Source organism: Streptomyces sp. NPDC046759 (assembly GCF_040645475.1).
In the GTDB taxonomy this organism is placed as follows: Bacteria; Actinomycetota; Actinomycetes; order Streptomycetales; family Streptomycetaceae; genus Streptomyces.
Genome location: NZ_JBEYYJ010000038.1, coordinates 60,089 through 84,087, shown reverse-complemented (window position 1 = coordinate 84,087; position 23,999 = coordinate 60,089). Strand labels below are relative to the sequence as shown.

Genomic DNA, 23,999 nt, shown 5'->3' with positions numbered 1-23,999 from the left:
AACAGGATGCCGCACAGCACCTTGCGGTCATCCAGCGCCTTCCGGCCGGGGTACCGATGCCGGCGCTGTCGGACAGGCAGCAGTGGCTCGATTCGTGACCACAACTCGTCATCGGCCAGCCACGGTTGGGGATCACGCTTCCTCACACCCAAACAACTGCGTCACCCAGCCAGAGGTCACAACTCAACCGCATTCCGTTAGGACCTCTAAGCGGCAGTTCGGGGTGGGTCGGGTTGCCGTGCGGCGTCAACGAGGCGGAGACTCTTCGACCAGCGGTGGGGCGTGGACGCGGCGGTGCCCGCCGCCACCCCGCTGATCTCCCTCATCGGGGAAGCCGCTGGAGCCACGGACACGGCGGCACTGCTGCGGCTGAGCAAGGCCGGTGTCGAGGTCATCGAGACCGCGATCATCGAACGGTCCCGGTCCGCCGGTCGCACGCTGGGCGAGGTCTCCCTGCCCGTCGGCACCGTGGTCGCCACCGTCGTACGGGGCGGGCAGCCCACTGTCCGGGGTCCCGAGGTGCGGCTGCTCCCCGGCGACGAGTCGCTGCTCGTGTCGCACGAGGCGACCGAGCAGGAGATCCACGCGGCCTTCCAGTGATCTGCCCCGGCACGGGACCGGCTTCGCGTCACTGCTTCTGGCAGCGCACGATCACGACCGGGCAGCTCGCATGCTGCGACACATGCTGGCTGACGGAGCCGAGCAGGGCAGCGGCGAACCCGCCTCTGCCCCGGCTGCCGACGACCAGGAGCTCGGCTCCTTCCGCTGCTCTCAGCAGGACGTCGGCGGGGTTGCCGTGCACCACGTGGGTCCGGACCGCGTCGGCAGCTCCCGCGCCGAGCACATCGGTCAGTTCCTGGCTCATCTTCTGCCGGGTCTCGTCCTCGTCGACGTCCATGTCCACGGCGGGCGCCGACCAGCCGTACAGGCCCGGCAGCTCCCACACCGCGACCGCGTCCACGGAGCCGCCGACCAGGCCGGCATAGCGCACCGCCCAGCGCAGGGCCTCGTACGAGGACTGCGACCCGTCGACACCGACCACCACCCGGCGCTCAGAGGCATCCTTGTCCATGCGTCCCACTTCTCCTTCGGTGTTCTGCGCCCGCCGGGCCGGTGCACCTCTGTTCTCCACGTTGCGGACCCCCTGGCCGCACTGCCAGAGATGAGCATCCGGCGGCATGACGGAGGACGGGTACGACAGTGCCGCCAGCGCCCGACCCTTCACTGCCGTGCGGGCACGACCGCGACCGGGCACTGGGCATGGTGCAGGAGTGCATGGCTCACGCGGCCGAGCTGGAATCCGAAGGCGCTCGTACGGCGCCGGGCCCCGACGATCACCAGGTCGGCAGCCGCCGACCGGTCCACGAGGACCTTGGCGGCCGGTCCCTCCGGCGTCGCCGGGCGCGTCCGGACATGCGGATACTCGGCGATCGCGGCCTTGAGCCGAGCGTCGACGACAGCGGAGGCACGCTCCTCGTACGTGTCCGCCGGCCCTCCGGTACCTATTCTGTTGCCGTTCCTGTCGAAGGCGGGCCTGCGCCAGGCATGCACCACGTCCAGAACACAGCCGCGCACTTCGGCCTCCCGGAAGGCGTACCGCACGGCCTCGGTGCTCGTGTCGTCGGCGTCACCGATGCCCAGCAGGATCCGCTCATGGGTGCCCGCGAGCCCCGCCGGATCACCCCGGACGACGATCACCGGGCAGTGCGCACGGGCCGACACGGCCAGACCTACCGACCCGAGAAGCAGTCCCTTGACCTCGCCCCGGCCACGCGAACCCGTCACCAGCGTGAGGGCCTGGCCACTCTCGTGAAGGAGAGCGGCCACCGGGTCCTCCGGGATGATGTCGGTGGTGACCTTGACATCCGGGTTGCGCCGTTCGGCGCGATCGGCCGCCGAAGCCACGATGTGTTCGGCCAGCACCTGCTCGGAAGGGCGCCCCGGGCCCACCGAGGGAAGGCCGGCCTCATAGCGCTCCCACAGGGAGGCGTACACGAGCCGCATCGGGGCACCGTGGCGCACGGCCTCGTCCACGGCCCAGTCGACGGCCGTCAGACACGAGTCCGATCCGTCGACGCCCACCACCAGAGGGAGTGTCATCGTCCCCACCGCCTTTCATGGGGCCGTTTGTCATGCGGCACGGGGGGTGAACTTCACCGTCGCACCCTGTCGCCGCGGTCGCGAGAGCGCTTCGGCCCGCACCGGAGGACCATCGGCCCCCTACTGCTCGCGGTCTTGTCCGTGCGCCTGCCGAACAGAGGCGGCGACCCGGTCGATCAACTCGGGAAGCACCGACCGCACCGCTTCACTCAGCCCCTCGCCCAGTTCCATGTCGGCCACCTGCATGGCGTGCACCACGAGACTCGGCGGCAGCTGGTCGAGGGCCTTCGCCAGGGCGAGGCACTCCCCGAGGCCGAGCGCATGCGTACTCGCCGTACCCGCTGTTCGGGTGGCCGCGTCCGCCGCCGTGAGGGTGTGCAGCTCCCCTGGCCGGTTCGGCCGAGCGCGGAGCGCTTCCACCACGACCACCGTGTCAGCGCCGCGCCACAGGTCGAGCATGCGGGCAGGTTCACCGTCGCTGACCGCCAGAACGGTTCCGTCGGGAACCCGGCCCCGCAAGGCCTCCACGGCTGCCGGGCCGACACCGTCGTCACCGCGCAGAGGATTGCCCACGCCGATCACCACGACCCGCCCGCTCACGCGCGTTCCACGGTGACGTCGAGGAAGTGGGCGGCACAGGAGATGCAGGGGTCATGGTTGCGGATGGCGCGTTCGCAGAGACGAGTCAGTTCCTCGTCGTCGGCGGCGGGCCCGGGCCCGTCGAGGCGAGCCTGGACAGCTCTGCGCACGTCCTCCTCGATGGCCGTCTGGTTCTGGGCCGTGGGCGGGACGATGCGGGCCTCGGTGAGCGTGCCGTCCGCGGTGAGCGCGTAGCGGTGATACAGCAGGCCCCGGGGCGCCTCGGTGGCCCCGGCGCCCACGCCCCGGCGGGGCGGGACCTCGACGGCCGGCCGGGGAGGTCGTTCGTATCCGTCGATGATCCGCAAGGCCTCCTCTACGGCCTGCACCACTTCGATGGCCCGTACGACGATGCTGCGGAAGGGGTTGTCGCAGATGGCGCCGGCCGCGGGATCACCGAGACCGGCCTCCCCCGCCGCCTCGGCGGCCACGGGATGCAGCCACTGGCCGTTGATCGCGTAGCGGGCCAGCGGGCCGGTGAGGTAGCGGCGGCCGTCGAGCGTGGCCGTCAGGGCGGTGGAGTGGGGTACCTGCCCTTCCCGGACGTGCTGTTCGAAGTCGGACAGGGGGATCGGATGCGGCGCCCGGCCGTTGTCGGCAACGGCCATGACCGCCGGTGTCCCGGTGTCGACGGCGTACCGGCCGGGGTCGCGCAGCGCGAACAGGTCGTGGTCGTACACCGCGTCGGGGAAGTCGAACGCCGCCACCCAGCGGACGGTCTCCAGCGCGTCGTCCCGGGCTTGCCGCAGCCGTTCCGCCAGAGGGCGCAGCTCGTCCGGTGTCGGTGTCCGGTAGAAGCCGCCGATCCGGACGTTGACCGGGTGGATGGGGCGGCCGCCGAGCTGTTCGACGATCGCGTTGCCGGCCTGCTTGAGTCTCAGGCCGCGCTCGACGGCGGCTCGTTGGTCGCGGGCGAGTTCCACGACGTCGGCACGCCCCAGGAAGTCCGGGGCGTGCAACAGGTAGATGTGCAGGGTGTGGCTCTCGATCCACTCGCCGCAGTACAGCAGGCGGCGCAGCTGCGCGAGGGGGCCGTCGACCGTGATGCCGCTGGCGTTCTCGATCGCCTGGCAGGCGCTCATCTGGTAGGCGACCGGGCAGATGCCGCAGATGCGGGCGGTGATGTCAGGGGGTTCGGTGTGGCCCCGGCCGGTCAGGAAGGCCTCGAAGAAGCGTGGGGGTTCGTAGATGCGCAGCCGCGTCTCGGCGACCGTGTCACCCTCGACGCGCAGGTGGAGGGCAGCCTCGCCTTCCACCCTGGCCAGCGCGTCCAGCCGCAGGACGCGGGTTCCGCGATGGTTCATGCGAGCCTTTCCGGACGGGGGTCCGTTCAGGCCGGAGGGCCCTGTCGCTCCTCGGCCGCGAGGTCGGGTACGGGGGCATATTCCGGCGACGCGGCGTTGAAGGTGCGGAAGACACGCTGGATGTCCCGCTCGCTCATCCCGTCGTGGCGCAACTGGGCGATCATGGAGCGCAGGTTGGGTTTGCTCGACGGTCCGAAGCAGCCGTAGCACCCGCGTCCGTAGGCGGGGCATATGGCACCGCACCCCGCGTGCGTGACCGGGCCCAGACAGGGGGTGCCGTGAGCCACGGTGATGCAGGTGGTGCCACGCCTCTTGCACTCGAAGCAGACGCTGTGGCTGGAGATCTGGGGCCTGCGTCCGGCCAGGCAGGCGGTGATGACCTCGAGGAGCTGGCGTCGGTCGATGGGGCACCCGCGCAGTTCGAAGTCGACCGGTACATGGGCCGAGATCGGTGTCGAGGTCTCCAGGGTGGCGATGTACTCCGGCCGGGCGTAGACGGCGGCGAGGAAGTCGTCGACGTCGGCGAAGTTGCGCAGTGCCTGGATGCCGCCCGCGGTGGCGCAGGCCCCGATGGTCACCAGGTACCGGGAGATGCGGCGGACGTGCTGGATCCGCTCGGCGTCCTCGGCGGTGGTGATCGACCCTTCGACCAGGGAGAGGTCGTACGGTCCCCGGCCGTCCAGCCGCGCGCGTTCCCTGTCGGCGCCCTCGGCAGGGGTCATCTCCACAAAGTGGTCGATCCGTACGCGCTCGGTCAGGCCGAGGAGTTCGTCCTCGCAGTCCAGCAGGGTCAGCTGGCAACCGTCGCAGGAGGCGAACTTCCACACGGCGAGCTTCGGCCGTGTGCGAATGACCGGGCCGAGGTCGGTGACCATGTCACAACTCCCTCACAAGGAGCAGGTGTGCCACGCGGTCGTAGCCGACGACCGGCCCGTCCCGGCACAGCAGGAGCGGACCGAGCTGGCAGTGGCCGCAGTGGCCGGTGGCGCAGTGCATGTTGCGTTCCAGGGACACCTGGATGCGGTGCGGGGCCAGGCCCCGGGCCACGAGGTCGCGAGCGGTGTGACGCATCATCACCTCAGGCCCGCACACCAACGCGCAGGTCCGTTCCGGGCGCAGTTCGAGGCGGTCCAGGAGCGTGGTGACCACCCCCACCGCGCCCTGCCAGCCCGGGGCGGGGCGGTCGACGGTCACCTCCACACGGGCCTGGCCGCGCCGGCTCTCGATCTCGTCGCGGTAGACCAGATCGGCAGGGGTACGGCCGCCGACGAGGACCGCGAGCGGGCCGTACGCCGCCTGCCGGTCCAGGACGGCGTGGACGACCGGCCGCAACGGTGCCAGACCGATGCCGCCGGCGACGAGCAGAACATCGTGGCCGACCGCCGCTTCGAGGTCCCACCCGGTGCCGTACGGCCCGCTGAGCCCGACGCTGTCACCCGGGCGCAGTCGGCAGAGGGCGGCGGAGGCCGCACCGACTGCACGCACGGTGTGTACGAGCCCTCCGTGGCGGCCCTGCAGGGCGCTGACAGAGATGGGCACCTCACCGACCCCGAACGCGTAGATCATCGCGAACTGGCCCGGTGCGAAAGGCGGGAGTTTCCGTCCGGCCGGCACCAGCTCGATCGACCGGGTGTCGCCGGTCTCGTCCCAGGTGCCGGCGACCCGGTACGGCAGCGGGGGCGTCACGGTGCTCATGGTGGCTCCGGCGTCGATGCCGACGTCCCGGACTGCGTCCAGTCGTGGAGGGCGGCCGCTTCCTCGGTGATGTCGATGCCGACGGGGCACCACACGATGCAGCGTCCGCAGCCCACGCAGCCGGAAGACCCGAACTGGTCGTACCAGGTACCGAGTTTGTGGGTCATCCACTGCCGGTAGCGGCTGCGCGAGGAGGCGCGGACCGGACCGCCGTGCAGCTGGGAGAAGTCCAGGTCGAAGCAGGAGTCCCACAGTCGCCACCGCTCCGCGTGGTCGCCGGTGAGGTCCGTGACGTCCTCGGTGGTGGTGCAGAAGCAGGTGGGGCACACCATGGTGCAGTTACCGCACGTCAGGCACCGCCCTGCGACGTCGTCCCAGCGGGGGGCGTCGAGGGTTCCGGCCATCAGCTCCCGCAGGTCGGCTTCGGGCATGGTCCTGCCCATGCGCTCCGCGGCGGCCGTGACGCCTGCGCGAGCCGTCTCCCGGGTTTCCGGGTCAACCGGACGGAGGGGCAGTTCGGCCAGGATCTCCGCGCCTTCCTCGCTGCCGCTGCGCATCCAGAAACGGTGCCCGTCCTCGTCGACCACCTCCGTCATCACCAGGTCGTAGCCGGGACCGGCAGCGGGTCCGGTGCCCATCGAGACGCAGAAGCACGTGGCGCCGGGCTCCGTGCACTCGACCACGATCAGCAGGGCCCCGGAACGCCGCCCCTCATAGCCGGAGTCCCGGTACGCCCCACCGGTCAGTACCCGGTCCTGGATGGCGATGGCCCTCAGATCGCAGGGGCGCACGCCCAGGAAGGCGTACCGGGGCGGCGTGGCCTGGTCTGCTGTGAAGACCAGCTCCCCCTCCACCCGGTCGGCACTCCATTCCCGCACTCGCGCCGGGTGCAGGAAGGACTTCCAGGACTGGGGACCCGCCGCGTTCGCGAAGGCCGCGCCGTCCGACCGCTCCCGCAGCCGGTACTGCCCGGCCTCCAGCTCCACACCCCACCCGTACGGCAACTCGTCGGCCGACCGCAGCTCCGCCAGCACGATGGCGCCGTCCCGGGCGGTGGGTCCGACCACGGTGAAGCCGCGCCGGTTCAGGACGTCCACGAGGGCGGCCATACCGTCCTTGCCCATGACGAGCCCGTCGGACGCGGGCGGCTGGGAGGCATGCACATCGGTGTCGGTGCTCATGACCGGCCTCCTTCGGCGCAGCGGACGGCACGTGGAGCCCCGCCGTCCCCTCACACCTACGATCGCAGCATTTCCGCTGGGGCGCCGCGCCGACAGAGCCACGTGGACACGTACGCGGGGTCCATTGGTCCCGTTGACCGGGGCCGACAGTTGTGGTGGATGAGAGCAACTATGTTCCGCCCACGCCTCTCGCCGACGGCGGCGAGGGCGACCGAATACGGTCGGCGGTCGGCGGTCGGCGGTCGGCGGTCGGCGGTCGGCCCAGGAACAGGGACGAACGTCCCCTGGCGTGCACTCGTAGTGCGGCGATGTCATGAAGAAGGACTCGACCCGAGAGTCATCGCACCCGGCACTCAGGTATGCCATGAATGACCGACCCTCCCTCACGGCACGACTGCGTCGCTCGATCGCGGCCGGTGTGTCGCCACGGCTCGAACCCGTCCTGCTGGCCGTGACCGCGGCGGCCCTGATCGCTGGTGGCATCGCCTGGCTCATGGATGCCGGTGACTTGGCCGGCCTCTTCTGGGAACTGGGCACCCTCTTTGCCCTCGTTCCCGCGGTGGGATGGGTGCTGGCCGCGCTGCGGCAGGGCCGCACAGGTGTGGACCTCATCGCCGTCCTCGCGCTCGGCGGCACCCTGGCCGTGCACGAGTACCTGGCAGGTGGCCTGATCGCCCTGATGCTGGCCACTGGCCGCACCCTGGAGGCCGCAGCCCAGCGACGCGCCTCGCACGACCTGCGTTCCTTGCTGGAGCACGCACCACGCTCCGCACGCCGCCGCACTCGCGGCAGGGTGACCATGGTGCCCCTGGCGGAGGTCGCCGCCGGTGACCTGCTCGTCGTCGGCCCTGGTGAGGTGGTTCCCGTCGACGGCCGCGTGGAGAGCGCCGCCGCGGTCCTCGACGAGTCGGTGCTCACCGGTGAGCCCCTGCAGGTCGAGCGGGCCGGCGGGGAAACCGTGCGCAGCGGCGTGGTCAACGCCGGAGGCGCCTTCGAGATGCGGGCCACGGCCACCGAGCAGGGCAGCACGTACGCCGGGATCGTGCGACTGGCCCAGCAGGCCGGCGCCGGGTCCGCGCCGGTCGTGCGGCTGGCGGACCGGTACGCGGCCTGGTTCCTGCCGCTGTCCCTGGCGGTGGCGGGACTGGCGTGGCTGATCAGCGGCTCGGCCGTACGAGCGGTCGCCGTACTGGTGGTCGCCACCCCGTGTCCGCTGCTGCTGGCGGCACCGGTCGCCATCGTCTCCGGTCTCTCCCGCGCTTCCCGCATCGGCGTCGTCATCCGCGACGGCGGCGCCTTGGAGAACCTGGGCCGCGCCCGCACCCTCCTGCTCGACAAGACCGGCACCCTCACCCGAGGCCGGCCCCGCGTTGTCGACGTCACCGCCGCCCCCGGCGTCAAACCCACGGAAGTCCTGCGCCTAGCGGCTTCCCTCGACCAGTACTCGCCCCACGTACTGGCCCAGGCCATCGTCGACGCCGCCCGGGATCGCAAGCTGGAGCTGTCGATCCCCTCCGACGTCACCGAGGAACCGGGCCGGGGCGCCACCGGCACCGCCGACGGGCACCGGCTCGCCATCGGCCGTATCGCCGTCGGCGAGGACCGGCCGACCTGGGCCCGGGCGGTCGACAAGCGCGCCCTCCTCGACGGCGCGGCCGTCGCCTGGCTGACCCTCGACGGACACCTGGCCGGCGCCATCCTGCTGCGCGACCCGCTGCGCCCCGACGCACCGCGCACCCTGCGCCACCTGCGGGCGGCGGGCTTCACGCGGCTACTGATGCTCACCGGCGACCGTGCCGCACCCGCCCGCGAAGTCGCCACCGTCCTCGGTCTGGACGACGTACGCGCCGAGCTCTCCCCCGCCGACAAGGTCGCCGCCGTACGGGCCGAAGGTGAGCACGCGGTCACGGTGATGGTGGGCGACGGCGTCAACGACGCCCCGGCCCTCGCCGCCGCCGACATCGGCGTCGCCATGGGCGCACGCGGCTCCACCGCCTCCTCCGAAGCCGCCGACATCATCCTGACCACCGATCGCGTCGAGCGCCTCGCCGACGCCGTCTCCATCGCCCAGCGGGCACGGCGCATCGCCGTCCAGAGCGCCCTCGGCGGCATGCTGATGTCCCTGGCGGCCATGGCCGCGGCCGCCGCCGGCCTGCTCCCGCCCGCCGCCGGCGCGCTGCTCCAGGAGGGCATCGACGTCACCGTCATCCTCAACGCCCTGCGCGCCCTGCGAGTCGGCCAGGCCGCCCGGCCGACCCTCGCACCGGACGCCGAGGCCCTCATCCACCGTTTCGCCGCCGAACACGAAGGGCTTCAGGACGTCCTCGAATCCGTCCGCGACGCCGCCGACCGACTGTCCGACTCCCCTGGCCCCCAGGCCCTGGAAGCCGTCGAGGACACCCACCGGCTGCTCGTCGAACGGCTCCTTCCGCACGAGTACGCCGAGGAGCACGAGCTGTACCCGGCCCTCGCGCCGACGCTCGGCGGACCCGAGGCCACCGCCACCATGAGCCGTGCCCACACCGAAATAGAACGTCTCTCCCGCCGCATCGCCACCCACCTGCAACTTGCCCACGCAGACGGGGGCCTCTCCCCCGAGCAGCTCGACGACCTGCGCTCGTGTCTCTACGGCCTGAACACGGTCCTGCGCCTGCACTTCACCCAGGAGGAGGAGAACTACTTCTCCCTCGCTCCCTGAGCGACGGCGTCATCAGCCTCCTCGTTCCGCCCCGGCAGGCGAGAAGGATGACGCGGATCTGAGCCGTCCGGCCGCGGACGAGGGCCCTTCGACCCAGTGCGGACATGGCGAGCCGGGCGGATGGTCGAAAAGGGCCCGGAGGAAGGAGGGGCCGGCATGCCATGGCAGACCATCCGGAAGGGCACTCCGCTGCGCACCGCCCCCAATCTGCGCGACTACGACAAGGAGTGCGCGAGCTTCTCGTGGCAGGCGGCACGCCGCAGGCTGCAGTGGCTGCCTGGTGGGCGGGGACTGAACATCGCGCACGAGGCCGTGGACCGGCACGCGGCGTCGGAGCGGGCCACAGTGGAAGCACTGCGCTGCGTGGGACGAGACGACTCCGTCACCTCGGTGACGTACGGGGAGCTGGCCCGCTCGACGGCACGCTTCGCCAACGTGCTCCGCGGCCTCGGGATCGGGTACGGCGACCGGGTGGTGACGCTGCTGGGGCGCTGCCCCGAGCTGTACACCGTGGTCCTCGGCACGCTGAAGAACACCAGTGTCCTGTGCCCGCTGTTCTCCGCCTTCGGACCCGACCCGGTGTTCCAGCGGATGACGCTGGGCGACGCGCAGGTGCTGGTCACCACGGCGGACCTGTACCGGAAGAAGGTTGCAGGGCGACGCGACGCACTCGCCGCCCTGCGCCACGTACTGATCGTCGGCGAGGGCGCGGACGACCTGCCCGGCACCCTGTCCCTCACCACCCTGATGGCCGACGCGGCCGACACCTTCACGATCCCGCCGACCTCCCCCCACGACATGGCCCTGCTGCACTTCACGAGCGGCACGACCGGCATTCCCAAGGGCGCGGTGCACGTGCACGAGGCGGCCGTCGCCCACTACATGACCGCGCTGTACGCCCTCGACCTCCACGAGGACGACGTGTTCTGGTGCACCGCGGACCCGGGCTGGGTCACCGGCATGTCCTACGGGATCGTCGCCCCTCTCATGCACGGTGTGACGGCCGTGGTGGACGAGGGCGACTACGACGCCCGCCGCTGGTACCGGATCCTCGCCGAGCAGGCAGTGAGCGTCTGGTACACGGCACCGACTGCTCTGCGCATGCTGATGCGCACGACGCCGAGGACGGGGCCGTATGAACTGCCCCGCTCGTTCGACCTGAGTGCGCTGCGGTTCATCGCGTCGGTCGGCGAGCCGCTCAATCCGGAGGCGGTGGTGTGGGGTCAGGATGTGCTCGGCCTGCCGGTGCACGACAACTGGTGGCAGACCGAGACCGGCGCCATCATGATCGCCAACTTCGCCGCCTGCGACATCCGCCCGGGCTCGATGGGGCGTCCGCTGCCCGGTGTGGAGGCAGTGGTGCTGCGGCGCGGTGAGGACGGCCGGGCCGAGGTTGCCGACGGGCACGTCACCGTACTGGAGGAGCCCGGCGTAGAGGGTGAGCTGGCGCTCCGGCCCGGCTGGCCCTCCATGTTCCGCGGCTATCTGCACGACGAGCCGCGCGCCGCGGCAGCCTTCGCGGACGGCTGGTACCTCACCGGCGACCTGGTACGGCGCGACGCCGATGGCTGGTACTGGTTCGTCGGGCGCGCAGACGACGTCATCAAGTCGGCAGGACACCTCATCGGGCCGTTCGAGGTCGAGAGCGCTCTGATGGAGCATCCGGCTGTCGCCGAGTCCGGGGTCATCGGCCGGCCGGACCCCGTGGCAGGGAACGTCGTCAAGGCGTTCGTCACGCTGCGGCCCGGCTTCGACGCGAGCAGCGCGACCCGGCGGGACCTGCTGGCCTTCGCCAGGCGCCGGCTGGGCCCGGCCGTGGCGCCCCGCGAGATCGCCTTCGACCAGCACCTGCCACACACCCGCAGCGGCAAGGTCATGCGCCGTCTGCTGCGGGCCCGTGAACTCGGGCTGCCCGAGGGCGACATCTCCACCCTGGAGGACTCCGCTTCGGAGGCCGTCTCCACCGCGAGGACGGAGCAGCCCGCATGACCACCACACGCACCCCTCGCACACCACGGCCCGCCGCCCGGCCGAAGCGTCGGGCCGCACATCGCCTGGCCCTGCTGGAATCCATGGTGCGCGTCCGCCGCTTCGAGGAACGCTGCGTGGAGCTGTACAGCGCGGCGCGCATCCGCGGTTTCATGCACCTCTACATCGGCGAGGAGGCCGTGGCCGTCGGTGTCAACGAGTCGCTCACGGATGACGACGCGGTCGTGTCGACGTACCGCGAGCACGGACACGCACTCGCCCGCGGCGTCCCGGCCGAGGCGATCATGGCCGAGATGTTCGGCAAGGCCACCGGATGCAGCCGCGGCCGTGGCGGCTCGGTGCACCTCTTCGACGCCGGCCGCCGCTTCTACGGCGGCAACGCGATCGTCGGCGGCGGGCTCCCCCTCGCGGCCGGCCTCGCCCTCGCCGACCGCATGACCGGACGTAACCGCGTCACCTGCTGCTTCTTCGGCGACGGCGCCTTCGCCGAGGGCGAGTTCCACGAGACCGCCAACCTCGCCGCGCTCTGGCAGCTGCCCCTGCTGCTGGTCTGCGAGAACAACCTGTACGCGATGGGCACCGCGCTGGCCCGCCACCAGGCCCAGACCGACCTCGCGCTGCGCGCGGCCGCGTACGGCATGGTCTCCTGGGCCGTCGACGGCATGGACGTCTTCGCCGTCGAGGACGCCGCCCGCCGGGCCGCCGAAGGGGTGCGTGCCGGAACGGGGCCGCACTTCCTGGAGATGCGCACGTACCGCTTCCGCGCCCACTCCATGTACGACTCCGACCGCTACCGCGACAAGGCCGAGATCGAGCACTGGAAGGAACGCGACCCGGTAGAGGGGCTTGCCCGGCGGCTGCAGGATGCGAAGGAGCTTTCCGACAAGGCCCGCACAGCCTTGGAGGACCGTCTGGCCGCTGAGATCGACGCGGCCGTGGAGGCTGCCGAGCAGGCTCCGGAAGAGCCCGTCGAGGACCTGCTGAAGTACGTCACCAGCCCGGTGGAGGTGACCCGGCCATGACCACGACGCACACGCGTGTCGCCGAAGCCGCCGCTCCTTCCGACCGGAAGACGACTTATCGGGAGGCCATGCGCGAAGCCATGCGCGAGGCGCTGCGCAGCGACGAGCGGGTGTTTTTGATGGGCGAGGACGTCGGCCGGTACGGCGGCTGCTTCGGTGTCAGCCTCGGCCTGCTGGAGGAGTTCGGGCCGGAACGGATCCGCGACGCCCCCCTGTCCGAGTCGGCGTTCGTCGGTGCGGGCATCGGTGCCGCCGTGGCGGGCATGCGGCCGATCGTCGAGATCATGACGGTCAACTTCAGCCTGCTGGCCCTGGACCAGATCCTCAACAACGCGGCGACCCTGCTGCACATGTCGGGCGGCCAACTGCCCGTACCGATCGTGATCCGGATGACCACGGGCGCGGGACGACAGCTCGCGGCCCAGCACTCGCACAGCCTGGAGGGCTGGTACGCGCACATCCCGGGCCTGAGGGTCCTGGCCCCGGCGACCCTCACCGACGCCCGGTGCATGCTGGCCCCCGCGCTCGCCGACCCCGACCCGGTGCTGATCTTCGAGCACGGCAGCCTGTACAACGTCTCGGGCGACCTGCCCGCCCACGCCGGTCCCGTCGACATCGACCACGCGGCCGTCCGCCGACCCGGCACGGACGTCTCACTGATCACGTATGGCGGCTCCCTCCCCAAGGCATTGGCCGCCGCCGACGACCTCGCGAGCGGCGGCATCAGCGCCGAGGTCATCGATTTGCGCACGCTGCGCCCACTGGACGACGCCACCGTCGGCGACTCGGTCGCTCGCACCCACCGTGCCGTCGTCGTCGACGAGGGCTGGCGCACCGGCAGCCTCGCCACGGAGATCTCGGCACGCCTCACGGAACAGCACTTCTACGACCTCGACGCCCCCGTCGAGCGGGTATGCAGCGCCGAAGTGCCCATACCCTACGCACGCAGGCTGGAGGAGGCCGCGCTGCCTCAGGTCGACGGAATCGTCGCAGCCGCGCACCGCGCCGTGGGCGAACCGGTGCCGACCGGAGCCAACGGGGCGGAACGGCAACCGGTGACCGGAAGGCCGGGCTGAGATGACCGCGTTCACGATGCCCTCGCTCGGCGCGGACATGGACGAAGGGCTGCTGCAGGAGTGGCTCGTGAGTCCCGGGGACCGGGTGCACAAGGGCGAGGTCATGGCGGTCGTGGAGACCGACAAGGCCGCCATCGAGGTCGAGTGCTTCCAGTCCGGGACCGTGGGGCAGTTGCTCGTGGAGCCCGGTACCCGGGTACCTGTGGGAACACCGCTCGCGCTGATCGAGGAGCAAGCCGTGCCGGACGTGCGGGTGGGCGCCTCCGGCGGGCCGGTGGAAACCGGGGCAGAGCGGGTCCCGGCCAGGTCCGCAGAGCCGACCGGGGAGCCCGTCTTGAACAAGGCGCCTACGCGCGCGGCGGCCGACCAGGAACCGGCCGCACGGCACCAGCGTCCGGCGCCTCGGAAGAAGGCGGCCCGCAAGCCCGAGGCAACCCCGGAGTCGGCACTCGCCGCATCCCGGAAGGAACCGACCGACGAGCACGTACACGCGCCCCCGGAGCCGTCCGGTGGAGCCGACTCGGTGATCGGCGCCGGTCCGCTCGTACGGCACCTCGCCGTGATGCGCGGTGTGGACCTGACGACACTGCACGGCACCGGCCCGGGCGGCCGGATCACACGCGCCGACGTGGAGCACGCCCAGCTGCCGCTGACCCCGAGGGTGCGGGCCACCCCGTACGCACGGCGCCTCGCCCAAGACCTCGGCGTCGACCTGGCGGCGGTGCGGGGCACCGGGGACGGCGGAGCCGTGCGGGCGGCGGACGTGCGCACGGCCATGCGCACCCTTGCCGGACGAAAGGGCGCCGAGCTGCCCGATCGAGGCCCGCTGAAGGGCGACAGGCGTCCGGACGCCGCCGCACGAAGAGACAGCGGCCCGGAGGACCGTACGGACACCATGCGCCGTGCCATCGCCGACCTCATGAGCCGCTCCAAGCGGGAGATCCCGCACTACTACCTGTACACCACCATCGACCTGACGGCTGCCGAGGACTGGCTCCGCCGGATCAATCGCGCTCGTACGCCCGCCGACCGACTCGTACCGGCGGCCCTGCTCCTGAAAGCCGCCGCCGCAGCGGCACGCGAGGTGCCGGCGCTCAACGGCTCCTGGCAGAACGGCGGTTTCTCCCCCGCATCCGAGATCAATCTGGGCATCGCGGTCTCGCTCCGGCAGGGCGGTCTGCTCGCCCCGGTGATCCACAACGCCGACACACTGCCGCCCGACGCCCTCATGACCCGTCTGAAGGAGTTGGTGCAGCGTGCCCGTCGAGGGCGGCTGCGCGGGAGCGAAATGGCCGGCGCCACGCTGACCGTCACCAGCCTGGGCGACCAGGGCGTGGAGGCCGTGTTCGGGGTGATCCACCCGCCCCAGGTGGCCCTGGTGGGCTTCGGCGCCGTCGTCGAGCGGCCCTGGGCCGCGGGCGGCATGCTCGGAGTGCGTCCGGTGGTGACCGCGACCCTGGCCGCCGACCACCGGGCCACGGACGGCGCCATGGGCGCGCGCTATCTCACGGCGGTCGACCGACTTCTGCAGAGACCGGAGGAGCTGTGAGTCAGATGAAGCCACTGAACAGCGCGGAAGCTCTGTCGCTGATCAAGGAATCGATCACGCAGATCATCCCCGACGCCGACTTCACTCTGGTCGAACCGGACGACAAGTTCCGCGATGTGCTCGAACTGGATTCGCTCGATTTCCTCAGCCTGGTCGAGCTGCTGTCCGAACGTGCGGGCGTCCGCATCGACGAAGAGGACTACCCGGACCTGACCACTCTGTCCGACACCACGCGGTTCCTGGTCGAAAGAACCACCCAGAGGTCATGACGACTCCCGGTGCAGCACGACTTTCAGGGCGCCTGTGCTGGTGCCACGGGCGAACTCCTCATAGGCGCCTTCCATCTGGTCGAGGCCGAACGTGTGGGTGACCAACGGGGAGACGGGCAGACGGCCGAACCGCAACAGCTCCAGCAGCCACGGTGTGGAGGACGTGTCGACCTGGCCCGTGCTGATCGTCACGTTCTTGCGCCAAAGGGACTCCAGATGCAGAGACACCGGTTTGCCGTGCGTGCCGATGTTGGCGATGTGCCCTCCCGTGCGGACGGCACGCGTGCAGAGGACGAAACCGTCCGGGTCGCCGGACGCCTCGATGACCACGTCGGCCCCGGGCCCCTCGGACAGCTCGGCGATCATGGTTCCTGGCGATTCGGCGGCATCCGCCCCCACACGCTTGGCGTTCTCCAGCCGAGCGCCGGCCAGGTCGACGACGATGATCCTGCGAGGCGAATAGAGGCGAGCAATGACCACCGTGGCGAGACCGACGGGGCCGGCACCCACCACGACGACGGTGTCTCCGGGGCCGACGTGTCCGTTGCGGACCCCGACCTCGTAGGCGGTGGGAAGGAGTTCGGCGAGCAAGACCGCGTCAGCGAGCGGGAGGTCGGGGGGCCGTCGGGTGGTGGAGTGATCGGCGAACGGCACACGCACCAGCTCGGCCTGGGCGCCGTTGATCAGAGTCCCCAGGATCCATCCGCCACCCCCACGGCACTGTCCGTACCTGCCGTCGCGGCACTCCGCGCAATCACCGCAGGCCGAAACGGACGACACGATCACCTGATCGCCGGGGCGCAGGTGGTGGACCTGCGGACCGACGTCGACGACCTCGCCGACGGCTTCGTGGCCGAGGACCGTCCCCGGCTTCACCTCGGGGAAGTCGCCCCGCCGGATGTGCAGATCAGTGCCGCAGACAGTGGTGGCGTCGATCCGCACGATCGCGTCGGCCGCCTCCTCGATCACCGGGTCGGGGACGGTGTCCCAGGACGTGTGGGCCGGGCCGTGGTAGACGAGCGCTCGCACCGCTTTCACTCCCTCGCTCCCCCACCTCCACGGTCACCCCCGCACTGCACGCGGGCAACACGGCCGCTCGCACCACCTCAGTCCGGCTCCATGTACGGGCGGCGGAAGACCGGTGCCTGACCACTGCCCCACGGGCGTACGGCCCCCAGCGCCTGGGCCACCGCGGACTCCAGCGCGCCACTGGTGTCGACCGGGACGGCCTCGGGCCACGGCGGCTCCTTGGCAGCCATGGCGGTGGCGATGTCGGGACCGGCGTCGGAGATGCCCGGGGCGCGCGTGCTCAGACGAGCCGCCGACACTTCGCCCGGCACCTGGCAGTGGAGGGCCACCAGCCCGGCGCTGGTTCGGTCGGCCAGGCGCAGAGCGGCTTCGCGCTGTGCGGCGTCGGACCAGGTGGCGTCGAGCACCACCGATTCACCGGAGGACAGCAGTGCGGCCGCTCGCTCGAGCAGGGCGGCGTAGGTCCTGGCCGTCCACTCGGGCGTGTACAGGCCTTCGCCGTAGCCCGCCGCGGCGGACTGCTCCGCCGGGATGCCCGCCAGTTCCTTGCGCATGCGGTCGCTGCTGAGCAGGGTGACCCCCAGCCGGTCGGCCAGGGCGCCGGAGAGGGTGGACTTCCCGCTGCCGGGCAGCCCGCCGACCAGGGTGAGGCCGACGGCGGAGGTGCGCAGGTGGCGCAGCGCCATGGAAGCAAGCCGCCGCGACGCCGCTTCGGCACCCGGCGCGCCCTGCCGGGCCTGGATCACCGAGACCTTGGCGCGGACGAAGGCGCGGTAGGCGACGTAGTGGTGCCACAAGGAAGGGGGCGCGGGATCCCCGGAGTATTCGCCGTACCGGGCGAGGAAGTAGGTAGCGGCCTCCGGGGCTCCGAGCTGTTCCAGGTCCATGGCGAGGAAGGCGGCGTCGTCCAGGCCGTCGACATAGCGGAGGCGGTCGTCGAACTCCAGGCAGTCCAGGACACGGGGGCCGTCGTCGAGGCAGAAGACGTCCTCGGCGAGCAGGTCACCGTGGCCGTCGACCACCCGTCCCTGCTCGATACGGGTGTCGAACAGCCGCTTGCGACCGGCGAGATAGCGGCGCACCAGCCCCTCGATCTCCGTCAGGCAGTCGGGCACGGCGCCGTCCGCGGCCAGTGTCTGGACCTGCGCGAAGCTCGCCTCCCACCGTGCCGACAGCGCGTCCCGCGTGCCCTGCTCGTCCACGTCGCGGCCACGGGGTGCGTGCGCGTGCCATGCGGCCAGTTGCCGGGCGACGGTGCGAAGGACGTCGTCCACGGCAGCCCCCGCCCTGACGAGATGGGAGAGGCGGCGCTCCTCCGGCATGCGACGCATCACCACGAGCGGTTCAGGTGACTCCCCGTCGGGACCGTGGAACTCACCGAGTCCCACGTAGACGTCGGGGGCGAAGCGGCGGTTGAGGGCTATTTCCCTCTCGCACCCAGCTCGGCGCGCAGCGACCGTGGTGTAGTCCAGGAACCCCAGATCGACCGGCTTCTTGAGCTTGTAGGCTCGGTCGCCGACGAAGAACAGCGTCGCGGTGTGGGTCTCGCACACCGCAGCACGCGACAGCGGCTCCCCGTCGTGCGGAGCACTCGACCGCAGAGCGGACACGTCGGCACGCGGCTCGCGGACACCGGGCTCAGTCATGAGGAACCACGGCGACCGGGCAGTGTCCATGATGGACGGCGGCCTGCGCCACCGGACCGAGGTGGGGCGCCAGACCGGCACGGTGCCGGCGTCGGCCCACAACCAGCAGTGAGGCGCCCTCCGCGGCTCGTACGACGGCCTTGGCAGGGCTTTCGAGACGGATGCTGTCGGCCACGTCCACCCGCGGGTACTTCTCCCGCCACGGCTGCAGCGTTTTGCTCACCTGCTCGTGGGCGTCCCGGGTCGTCTCCTCGCTGAAGCCGTGGTCCACTCCCCAGGGCGTACGTGCGCGAAGCGGCACGCTGCGGCCGTGGACGGCGAGGACGGGAACGTCCCTGGCCGCAGCGGTATGAAAGGCGAAATCGAGTAGGTCGTCCGGCGATCCGCGCAGTTTCAGAGTCACCACGACACGGCTCGCGGCCGTGGCCGGTCCCTTCTCGTCTCGGGGTTCGGCGCGCACCAGCACCACGGGCCGTTCGGCCCGTGCCACGACGGGCATGCTGACGTCCCCGAGGAAGTAGCTCTCGACGGACTCGAGTCCTCGGGAGCCCAGGACGACCATCTCCGACTCCAAGGCCGCTTGGAGCAGGGCGTGCTCGGCGTCGTCGGCGACCAGGCTCTTGTCGATGGCCAGGCCCGGGTGGCGGGTCCGGAGTTCAGCCTGCGCCGTGTCGACGAGACGCTTCGCCCAGTAGTTCTGATCGACTTCCGCCGGGAGACGAGCCGGCTCCGGGGCAAGCATCGGCCACGCGTGCAACAGCCGGAGAGTGAGCTTTCGCCTCCCGGCCTCTTCGGCGGCCCAGCGGGCGGCGGCCAGACTCTCGGGCGAGCCGTCGAGGCCCACGGTGACGACTGGTTGCATGGCGGCGGTCTCCGTCTCGTAAGAACCTGGAGGGGACGGCGAACGAGGTCCGATCGCGTGGACGGTCCGGACATCGCCTGCATACCGGGAGCGACGAGTTTCTCCCCTTCGAGGATCTCCCGGTCCTCGCCACGGCGCATGTGGACCCCGGGGGGCGGGCGCGAAAGCGGGGCGTGCGGCAGGAGAGGAGACAGGCGCGGTGACGATTCCCCTGGTGGTGGGCGTCGACGGATCCGAGGCGAGCCTCGAGGCCGTCGACTGGGCCGCCGACGAGGCGGCCCGGCACGGGATCCCGCTCCACCTGCTGCACGCGGCGGCCGGTGAGCAGGAGGCGTCCGTCGTGATCAGCGCTGCCTCGGCGCGCGCCAGGGAGGGCGCGCCGGCGGTGCAAGTGTCCAGCGGGGTGTCGCACGAGGACGCGGCTTCCGCCCTGGTCGTCGAGGGGCGTAATGCCTTCGCGCTGGTCCTGGGCAACAGGGGACTCGGAGACCTTCCCGGCATGCTCCTCGGCTCGGTCAGCCTCGCCGTGGCCGCACGCGCCGACTGCCCTGTGGTCGTGGTGCGCGGCAGTTCGGAGCACCACAATGCCCGGTTCGGAAGCGTCGTCGTGGGTGTCGAGGACGGGGAGGGCAGCGGCACGGCCGTGGACTTCGCGGTGCGCGAGGCCCAGGTGCGGCGGTGCCGGCTCGAGGCCGTGCACGCCTGGAGCGCACCGTCCGGTGCCTGTACGACGCCACAGGCACCCTCATGGCAGTTGGAGGCCCACCGGCGTCCCCCGGCGCAGGTGCTCGACGACGCTCTGCGCCGGCCTGTGGAAAGGTACGGCGACGCCGCGGTGAGCCGGCGCTTGATCGAGAAACCGGCGCGCCAGGCGCTGTTGGAGGCCGCGTCGACCGCAGATCTGCTGGTCGTGGGCGCTCGGCGGCGAGTTGGGCATCCGGGACTGCAACTCGGCCTGATCAACCACGCACTGCTGCATCACGCACCATGTCCCGTGGCCGTCGTACCCCAGATGTGACGGCCGCAGGACCGGGCCGCAGAACCGGCTTCCAGGGCCGGTAGCCCGTCGGCCCCGTGATTCAGGACGGCCGGCGTCGGATCGTGAAGACGCGGAGGCTAGGAGTGAACGATGTCGCACACAGGACAGTGGAAGGTGCGTCTCGACCTCTTCGAGGACGACGACGGAACGACAAAGGCCCACTTGGCGCCGGACACCGGCACAACGGCGCTCACCGGCCACGGAACCGCGTACTTACATCCGGCGGACACGAACGTGTCGGAGATCGGCGACGAGCTGGCGGCAGGCAGGGCGCTGGTCGATCTGGCTCATCAGCTGCTGGAGACCGCCGAACGCGACGTGCCGACGCCCCACGTCCCAGCACCCGTCAGACAGCCGGACAACCCCTGTGAAGCCCAGTTGCTTCACAGGGTGCCGGTAGGTGTGTCCCGGGCGTCGTCCGTCCGGAAGGCGATCTGCGTGGTGACCGAGACCACGCCGTCGACGCCCCGGCACAACTGCTCGATGACCGGGATCAGACTCCTGTGTTCCACGGTGCCTGCGAGGGCGACGCGCCCATCGCGGACCTCCGCGGTCACGTCCCTCGGATCGAGCCCCAAGGTGCGCCGCAGAACGTCTCCGGTGATCTCCTCGCGGATGGCCTCGTCACGGCGGAGGAAGACCCGCAGCAGATCACCACGGCTGACGATGCCGAGCAGCCGATCGGCTTCGTCGACCACGGGCAGGCGTTTGACGTTCTGGGCTTCCATGAGGCGGGCAGCCTCGACCACGGTCCACTCGGGCCGGGCGCACACCGCGGGAGCGGACATCAGTTCCTCGGCCCGGGATCCCTCGGCCTTGGCACGTTCCCAGGCCTCCAGATGCGGAATGGGGGTCCTGCCGGTCGGGTCGGCCTGGTCGGCGCTCTTGCGCAGCAGGTCGGCCTCGGACACCACGCCCATCGGACGGTCGAGCTCGTCCACCACGGGTACGGCGGTGACGTCGTTCTCCTCCAGCAGCCTGACGAGCTCCTTGAACGGCGTGTCGGGCCGTGCCCGGACGACGTCCCGGGACATGAGCTCCTCGACTGTTCGGTGATGCATGGTGCCTCCCGGTGCGGGACACCCACCTCGCGGATACGGGCCCGCCGCCCCGTGCGGCGGTGCGGCCCGCGTGGCAGGTTGGATACAGCACCATTCTGAGGAGAGGGCGGCGACCATGCGAGCTCACCTCGGCGACCAACTCGTCATCGAGAGTCCGGCGACCGGCGCAGCCAGGCGCGACGGCGAGATCGTCGGACTCCACCACGACGACGGAACACCCCCCTACGACGTGCGCTGGTCGGACACGAACGATGTGACGCTCGTGTTTCCCGGCCCGGACGCCCACATACGCCATCTCGAGCACGAGCAGCCCCCGGGGGTGGGCGAGGCGCCGCCGCCAACCGGCGAGGCGACGGCCGCGTCCCCAGTGACCAGGCCGGCCGGGACGGGCAATCCCGGTGACATCGGCCGGCGGGTGGCCGTCGAACGCCGAAGGCGCGGACTGAGCCGAGAGGAGACAGCCGGCCGCGCGCGAATGTCGCCCTACTATCTGGCCTATCTGGAGGAACAGCCCGCCGATCCGACCTTGGCGACGCTCATCAGACTGGCCGACGCGCTGGGCACCTCGGTCGCCGCACTGCGTGGCGGAGGCATCGATCTCCCGCCCGGTCAGGGCCACGCACTGCTGCACCCTCAGCTTCGGGACCTCAGCCGGGAGGAGTGCCGCACCCTGCTCTCCACGCACGGGGTGGGGCGGGTCGCGGTGGCGACGTCCGAGGGCCGCCCGGCGGTCGTCCCGGTCAACTACGAATTCGTCGATGACGCCATCGTCTTCCGGACCGCGCCCGACTCCGTGACGGCGGCGGCAGCGGAGACGGAGGTCGCCTTCGAAGTCGACCACGTGGACGACGCCCTGAGCCAAGGCTGGAGCGTGCTGGCCGTCGGACCGGCACGTGTGGTGACGGACCCCGAGGCGGTACGCGGGCTCGCCCGACGCGCGCACACCACGCCGTGGGCGGGCGGCGCGCGCGAGATGTGGGTGTCGATCGAGCCCACCAACCTCACTGGCCGCCGGATCACGCCTGCCGATCAGTAGACGGTCATGGCTCGGACGCAGGGCCGTGCGGTCCGGAACCCTCGCCGCCCAGTTGGGATTCGACGCCCACCACGCCCTCCAACCCGTTCACGAGGCGCTCGGCGACCCAGATGAGCGAGGTGTCGTGGACGGGCCCGCGGAGCCCGACGACACCGTCCCGCACGGACACGTCGATGGCGTGGGCGTGCGCGGGGAACAGGTAGGACACCACCGTGCGGCGGACCTCCTCCTCGATGTCCTCGTCCGACCGCAGGAAGATGCTCAGCAGGTCGCCACGACTGACGATGCCGCGCAATCCGTCCTCGGCATCTACGACGGGGAGCCGTTTGACGTGGTGTACGGCCATGAGGCGTGCTGCCCGGGCCAGGGTGTCGTCCGGGTGGACCGTGACAGCGGGCGTGCTCATCACCTCCTCAGCGATCACACCTTCCGCCTTGGCCAGGTCGGACCGCAGTCGCATGCGCTCGGAGCGGGTGGGCCGGCGATCCCGGAACTCCTCCTTGGGCAGCAGGTCGGCCTCGGACACCACGCCCACGACCCGCCCTGCGCGGCTCACGACCGGCAGGGCACTCACGTGCCGCTCGTCCATGACCCGCGCGATCTCCTTGAACGGCGCGTCGCGCCCGACGGCGACCGCGGGCGTGGTCATCACATCGCTCACGATGTGCGGAACAGTGACGGGCATGGTCTCGGTCCTCGAAGGGTGGCCGGGGACCCGGCCCGGCCGATGCCTCAAGCATCACCATGACCTGACAGGTCGCAAACCGGCCGGAGAGCCACCCTGGCCTGGGCCCCGGCGGCGTGTCGCGGCGCCGGGCAGGCAGTGCGACGGTATTCACAGGAGGACCTCGGCAGCCGGGCGAGAAGGCGGTGACGGCTATGGAACTCCCACTGGTCGTGGGCGTCGACGGATCGGACTGCAGTCTGGCAGCGGTCGACTGGGCCGTGGACGAGGCGGCACGGCACGGTCTGCCCCTCCATCTCGTCCATGCCTCCCTCTGGGAGCTGTACGAGGGGGCCCAACCGTCCTTCAGCACCGATCGTCCGGCCGAGGAGGTCATGGCCGAGCACATCGTCGCGTCGTGCGTGGAACGGGCCCGGCGACGCAATCCCGAGGTCAAGGTGTCCGGCAAGGCACTGCCGGAGGACGCCGTGTCCGCGCTGCTGCGGATGGCGCCCGAGGCGTTCGCCCTGGTGACGGGGTCACGTGGGCGCGGCGAGATCGCCGGGATGCTGCTGGGATCCGTCAGCCTCGCGGTCGCGGCCCGCGCCGTCTGCCCGGTCGTCGTCATCCGGGGCGCGGAAGCCAATCGCCGGGGAGCCTACGGCCGCGTGGTGGTGGGGGTCGGTGACGCGTCCGGTGGTGCGGGGGCCGTACGGTTCGCCGTCCGGGAAGCCGAGGTGCGCGGCTGTGCCCTGACAGCCGTACGGGCCTGGCGCAATCCGTCACAGGAACCCGTGGACCACATGCTGATCGCCGACGATGCCGCCAGGCTGCGCGAGGAGCGGGTGTCGACCAGCCTCGAAGATGCCCTGCGCGAGGCGGTACGAGAGCACCCTCAGGTCGATGTCCGCCGCAAGGCGGCCGAGGGTACCGCCCACAAGGTCCTCCTGCAGGAATCGGCCGAAGCGGACCTGATCGTCGTCGGCGCTCAGCGCCGGCACGGCCACTTCGGTCTCCAGCTCGGCCGGGTCGGCCACACCCTGCTGCACCACTCGGACTGCCCGGTCGCCGTCGTCCCCCAGCGGGTCTGAGGCCCGCCGCAGGCACCTGGGCCCGCCCGCGGACCGCGGAGGAGAGGGA

The 23,999-nt window shown here is 71.3% G+C and carries 22 protein-coding genes and 1 pseudogene; 11 read left to right on the top strand and 12 right to left on the bottom strand.

Annotation, left to right across the window (positions count from 1 at the left end):
- Window positions 1–282: 282 nt before the first annotated feature.
- The gene (locus ABZ919_RS36495; protein ID WP_361256899.1) at window positions 283–600 is read left to right on the top strand and encodes a TrkA C-terminal domain-containing protein; all 318 of its coding nucleotides are present in this window, start codon (window positions 283–285) and stop codon (window positions 598–600) included.
- Between the two features lie 28 nt (window positions 601–628).
- Here the strand turns inward: ABZ919_RS36495 and ABZ919_RS36490 are convergent, their stop codons facing one another.
- The 7 genes from ABZ919_RS36490 to ABZ919_RS36460 all read right to left on the bottom strand — a co-directional run bounded on the left by ABZ919_RS36490 (window position 629) and on the right by ABZ919_RS36460 (window position 6,919).
- Window positions 629–1,072 carry a universal stress protein gene (locus ABZ919_RS36490; protein WP_361256896.1) on the bottom strand — a complete coding sequence of 148 codons (444 nt, stop codon included), beginning with the start codon at window positions 1,070–1,072 and terminating at the stop codon, window positions 629–631.
- 149 nt (window positions 1,073–1,221) lie between these two features.
- Window positions 1,222–2,100: a universal stress protein gene (locus tag ABZ919_RS36485; protein ID WP_361256893.1), complete on the bottom strand. Its 879-nt coding sequence runs from the start codon at window positions 2,098–2,100 to the stop codon at window positions 1,222–1,224.
- Window positions 2,101–2,220: 120 nt separating this feature from the next.
- Complete coding sequence (locus ABZ919_RS36480; RefSeq protein ID WP_361256890.1) at window positions 2,221–2,700, bottom strand: hydrogenase maturation protease; 480 nt, start codon at window positions 2,698–2,700, stop codon at window positions 2,221–2,223.
- Complete coding sequence (locus ABZ919_RS36475) at window positions 2,697–4,043, bottom strand: nickel-dependent hydrogenase large subunit (protein WP_361256887.1); 1,347 nt, start codon at window positions 4,041–4,043, stop codon at window positions 2,697–2,699. Before ABZ919_RS36475 ends, ABZ919_RS36480 begins: the two co-directional genes overlap by 4 nt.
- Window positions 4,044–4,069: 26 nt before the next feature.
- The gene (locus tag ABZ919_RS36470) at window positions 4,070–4,918 is read right to left on the bottom strand and encodes an oxidoreductase (protein ID WP_361256885.1); all 849 of its coding nucleotides are present in this window, start codon (window positions 4,916–4,918) and stop codon (window positions 4,070–4,072) included.
- A gap of 1 nt (window position 4,919) precedes the next feature.
- Window positions 4,920–5,738, bottom strand: a complete 819-nt coding sequence (locus tag ABZ919_RS36465; RefSeq protein ID WP_361256882.1) for an FAD/NAD(P)-binding protein — start codon at window positions 5,736–5,738, stop codon at window positions 4,920–4,922.
- On the bottom strand, window positions 5,735–6,919 hold the full coding sequence (locus tag ABZ919_RS36460; protein ID WP_361256880.1) for a 4Fe-4S dicluster domain-containing protein: 1,185 nt from the start codon (window positions 6,917–6,919) through the stop codon (window positions 5,735–5,737). The genes ABZ919_RS36465 and ABZ919_RS36460 overlap by 4 nt, the downstream gene beginning before the upstream one ends.
- Window positions 6,920–7,283: 364 nt before the next feature.
- Here ABZ919_RS36460 and ABZ919_RS36455 point away from each other — a divergent pair, with 364 nt between their 5' ends.
- The 6 genes from ABZ919_RS36455 to ABZ919_RS36430 all read left to right on the top strand — a co-directional run bounded on the left by ABZ919_RS36455 (window position 7,284) and on the right by ABZ919_RS36430 (window position 15,522).
- On the top strand, window positions 7,284–9,617 hold the full coding sequence (locus ABZ919_RS36455) for a heavy metal translocating P-type ATPase (RefSeq protein WP_361256877.1): 2,334 nt from the start codon (window positions 7,284–7,286) through the stop codon (window positions 9,615–9,617).
- Between the two features lie 156 nt (window positions 9,618–9,773).
- A complete protein-coding gene (acsA, locus tag ABZ919_RS36450; protein ID WP_361256874.1) occupies window positions 9,774–11,606 on the top strand; it encodes an acetate--CoA ligase in 1,833 nt (610 codons plus the stop codon).
- Entirely contained in the window at window positions 11,603–12,628 is a 1,026-nt protein-coding gene (pdhA, locus tag ABZ919_RS36445) for a pyruvate dehydrogenase (acetyl-transferring) E1 component subunit alpha (RefSeq protein ID WP_361256871.1), read from the top strand. Before acsA ends, pdhA begins: the two co-directional genes overlap by 4 nt.
- The gene (locus ABZ919_RS36440) at window positions 12,625–13,704 is read left to right on the top strand and encodes a pyruvate dehydrogenase complex E1 component subunit beta (RefSeq protein WP_361256868.1); all 1,080 of its coding nucleotides are present in this window, start codon (window positions 12,625–12,627) and stop codon (window positions 13,702–13,704) included. Before pdhA ends, ABZ919_RS36440 begins: the two co-directional genes overlap by 4 nt.
- 1 nt (window position 13,705) lies before the next feature.
- The gene (locus tag ABZ919_RS36435; protein WP_361256866.1) at window positions 13,706–15,253 is read left to right on the top strand and encodes a dihydrolipoamide acetyltransferase family protein; all 1,548 of its coding nucleotides are present in this window, start codon (window positions 13,706–13,708) and stop codon (window positions 15,251–15,253) included.
- A 5-nt stretch (window positions 15,254–15,258) separates the two neighbouring features.
- Window positions 15,259–15,522 carry an acyl carrier protein gene (locus tag ABZ919_RS36430; protein WP_361256863.1) on the top strand — a complete coding sequence of 88 codons (264 nt, stop codon included), beginning with the start codon at window positions 15,259–15,261 and terminating at the stop codon, window positions 15,520–15,522.
- Here the strand turns inward: ABZ919_RS36430 and ABZ919_RS36425 are convergent.
- The 3 genes from ABZ919_RS36425 to ABZ919_RS36415 form a co-directional block, all read right to left on the bottom strand.
- On the bottom strand, window positions 15,517–16,551 hold the full coding sequence (locus tag ABZ919_RS36425; RefSeq protein WP_361256860.1) for an alcohol dehydrogenase catalytic domain-containing protein: 1,035 nt from the start codon (window positions 16,549–16,551) through the stop codon (window positions 15,517–15,519). The two genes, ABZ919_RS36430 and ABZ919_RS36425, sit on opposite strands and share 6 nt — an antisense overlap.
- A 77-nt stretch (window positions 16,552–16,628) precedes the next feature.
- Entirely contained in the window at window positions 16,629–18,104 is a 1,476-nt protein-coding gene (locus tag ABZ919_RS36420) for an AAA family ATPase (RefSeq protein ID WP_361256908.1), read from the bottom strand.
- Window positions 18,105–18,189: 85 nt separating this feature from the next.
- Window positions 18,190–19,059 carry a universal stress protein gene (locus ABZ919_RS36415; protein ID WP_361256857.1) on the bottom strand — a complete coding sequence of 290 codons (870 nt, stop codon included), beginning with the start codon at window positions 19,057–19,059 and terminating at the stop codon, window positions 18,190–18,192.
- A 199-nt stretch (window positions 19,060–19,258) separates the two neighbouring features.
- On the opposite strand from ABZ919_RS36415, the gene ABZ919_RS36410 reads away from it, so the two are divergent.
- Both ABZ919_RS36410 and ABZ919_RS36405 read left to right on the top strand, forming a co-directional pair.
- Window positions 19,259–20,077: a universal stress protein gene (locus ABZ919_RS36410; protein WP_361256854.1), complete on the top strand. Its 819-nt coding sequence runs from the start codon at window positions 19,259–19,261 to the stop codon at window positions 20,075–20,077.
- A 111-nt stretch (window positions 20,078–20,188) separates the two neighbouring features.
- Window positions 20,189–20,419, top strand: a pseudogene (locus tag ABZ919_RS36405) (dsRBD fold-containing protein); the annotation flags it as partial.
- Window positions 20,420–20,481: 62 nt separating this feature from the next.
- Here ABZ919_RS36405 and ABZ919_RS36400 read toward each other — a convergent pair.
- Window positions 20,482–21,159 (bottom strand): CBS domain-containing protein, encoded by a 678-nt coding sequence (locus ABZ919_RS36400; protein ID WP_361256852.1) that lies wholly within the window; start codon window positions 21,157–21,159, stop codon window positions 20,482–20,484.
- A 115-nt stretch (window positions 21,160–21,274) separates the two neighbouring features.
- On the opposite strand from ABZ919_RS36400, the gene ABZ919_RS36395 reads away from it, so the two are divergent.
- Complete coding sequence (locus ABZ919_RS36395; RefSeq protein ID WP_361256848.1) at window positions 21,275–22,195, top strand: pyridoxamine 5'-phosphate oxidase family protein; 921 nt, start codon at window positions 21,275–21,277, stop codon at window positions 22,193–22,195.
- A gap of 4 nt (window positions 22,196–22,199) precedes the next feature.
- Here ABZ919_RS36395 and ABZ919_RS36390 read toward each other — a convergent pair whose 3' ends face one another.
- Window positions 22,200–22,880: a CBS domain-containing protein gene (locus ABZ919_RS36390; RefSeq protein ID WP_361256846.1), complete on the bottom strand. Its 681-nt coding sequence runs from the start codon at window positions 22,878–22,880 to the stop codon at window positions 22,200–22,202.
- Between the two features lie 194 nt (window positions 22,881–23,074).
- On the opposite strand from ABZ919_RS36390, the gene ABZ919_RS36385 reads away from it, so the two are divergent.
- On the top strand, window positions 23,075–23,950 hold the full coding sequence (locus ABZ919_RS36385) for a universal stress protein (protein WP_361256843.1): 876 nt from the start codon (window positions 23,075–23,077) through the stop codon (window positions 23,948–23,950).
- Window positions 23,951–23,999: the final 49 nt, after the last annotated feature.

Excerpts from the sequence above, each read along its gene's own strand:
- ABZ919_RS36490 (WP_361256896.1), bottom strand. The coding sequence starts at position 1,072 with ATGGACAAGGATGCCTCTGAGCGCCGGGTGGTGGTCGGTGTCGACGGG.
- ABZ919_RS36485 (WP_361256893.1), bottom strand. The coding sequence starts at position 2,100 with ATGACACTCCCTCTGGTGGTGGGCGTCGACGGATCGGACTCGTGTCTG.
- ABZ919_RS36475 (WP_361256887.1), bottom strand. The coding sequence starts at position 4,043 with ATGAACCATCGCGGAACCCGCGTCCTGCGGCTGGACGCGCTGGCCAGG.
- ABZ919_RS36470 (WP_361256885.1), bottom strand. The coding sequence starts at position 4,918 with ATGGTCACCGACCTCGGCCCGGTCATTCGCACACGGCCGAAGCTCGCC.
- ABZ919_RS36465 (WP_361256882.1), bottom strand. The coding sequence starts at position 5,738 with ATGAGCACCGTGACGCCCCCGCTGCCGTACCGGGTCGCCGGCACCTGG.
- ABZ919_RS36460 (WP_361256880.1), bottom strand. The coding sequence starts at position 6,919 with ATGAGCACCGACACCGATGTGCATGCCTCCCAGCCGCCCGCGTCCGAC.
- ABZ919_RS36455 (WP_361256877.1), top strand. The coding sequence starts at position 7,284 with ATGAATGACCGACCCTCCCTCACGGCACGACTGCGTCGCTCGATCGCG.
- acsA (WP_361256874.1), top strand. The coding sequence starts at position 9,774 with ATGCCATGGCAGACCATCCGGAAGGGCACTCCGCTGCGCACCGCCCCC.
- pdhA (WP_361256871.1), top strand. The coding sequence starts at position 11,603 with ATGACCACCACACGCACCCCTCGCACACCACGGCCCGCCGCCCGGCCG.
- ABZ919_RS36440 (WP_361256868.1), top strand. The coding sequence starts at position 12,625 with ATGACCACGACGCACACGCGTGTCGCCGAAGCCGCCGCTCCTTCCGAC.
- ABZ919_RS36435 (WP_361256866.1), top strand. The coding sequence starts at position 13,706 with ATGACCGCGTTCACGATGCCCTCGCTCGGCGCGGACATGGACGAAGGG.
- ABZ919_RS36430 (WP_361256863.1), top strand. The coding sequence starts at position 15,259 with ATGAAGCCACTGAACAGCGCGGAAGCTCTGTCGCTGATCAAGGAATCG.
- ABZ919_RS36415 (WP_361256857.1), bottom strand. The coding sequence starts at position 19,059 with ATGCAACCAGTCGTCACCGTGGGCCTCGACGGCTCGCCCGAGAGTCTG.
- ABZ919_RS36400 (WP_361256852.1), bottom strand. The coding sequence starts at position 21,159 with ATGCATCACCGAACAGTCGAGGAGCTCATGTCCCGGGACGTCGTCCGG.
- ABZ919_RS36395 (WP_361256848.1), top strand. The coding sequence starts at position 21,275 with ATGCGAGCTCACCTCGGCGACCAACTCGTCATCGAGAGTCCGGCGACC.
- ABZ919_RS36390 (WP_361256846.1), bottom strand. The coding sequence starts at position 22,880 with ATGCCCGTCACTGTTCCGCACATCGTGAGCGATGTGATGACCACGCCC.
- ABZ919_RS36385 (WP_361256843.1), top strand. The coding sequence starts at position 23,075 with ATGGAACTCCCACTGGTCGTGGGCGTCGACGGATCGGACTGCAGTCTG.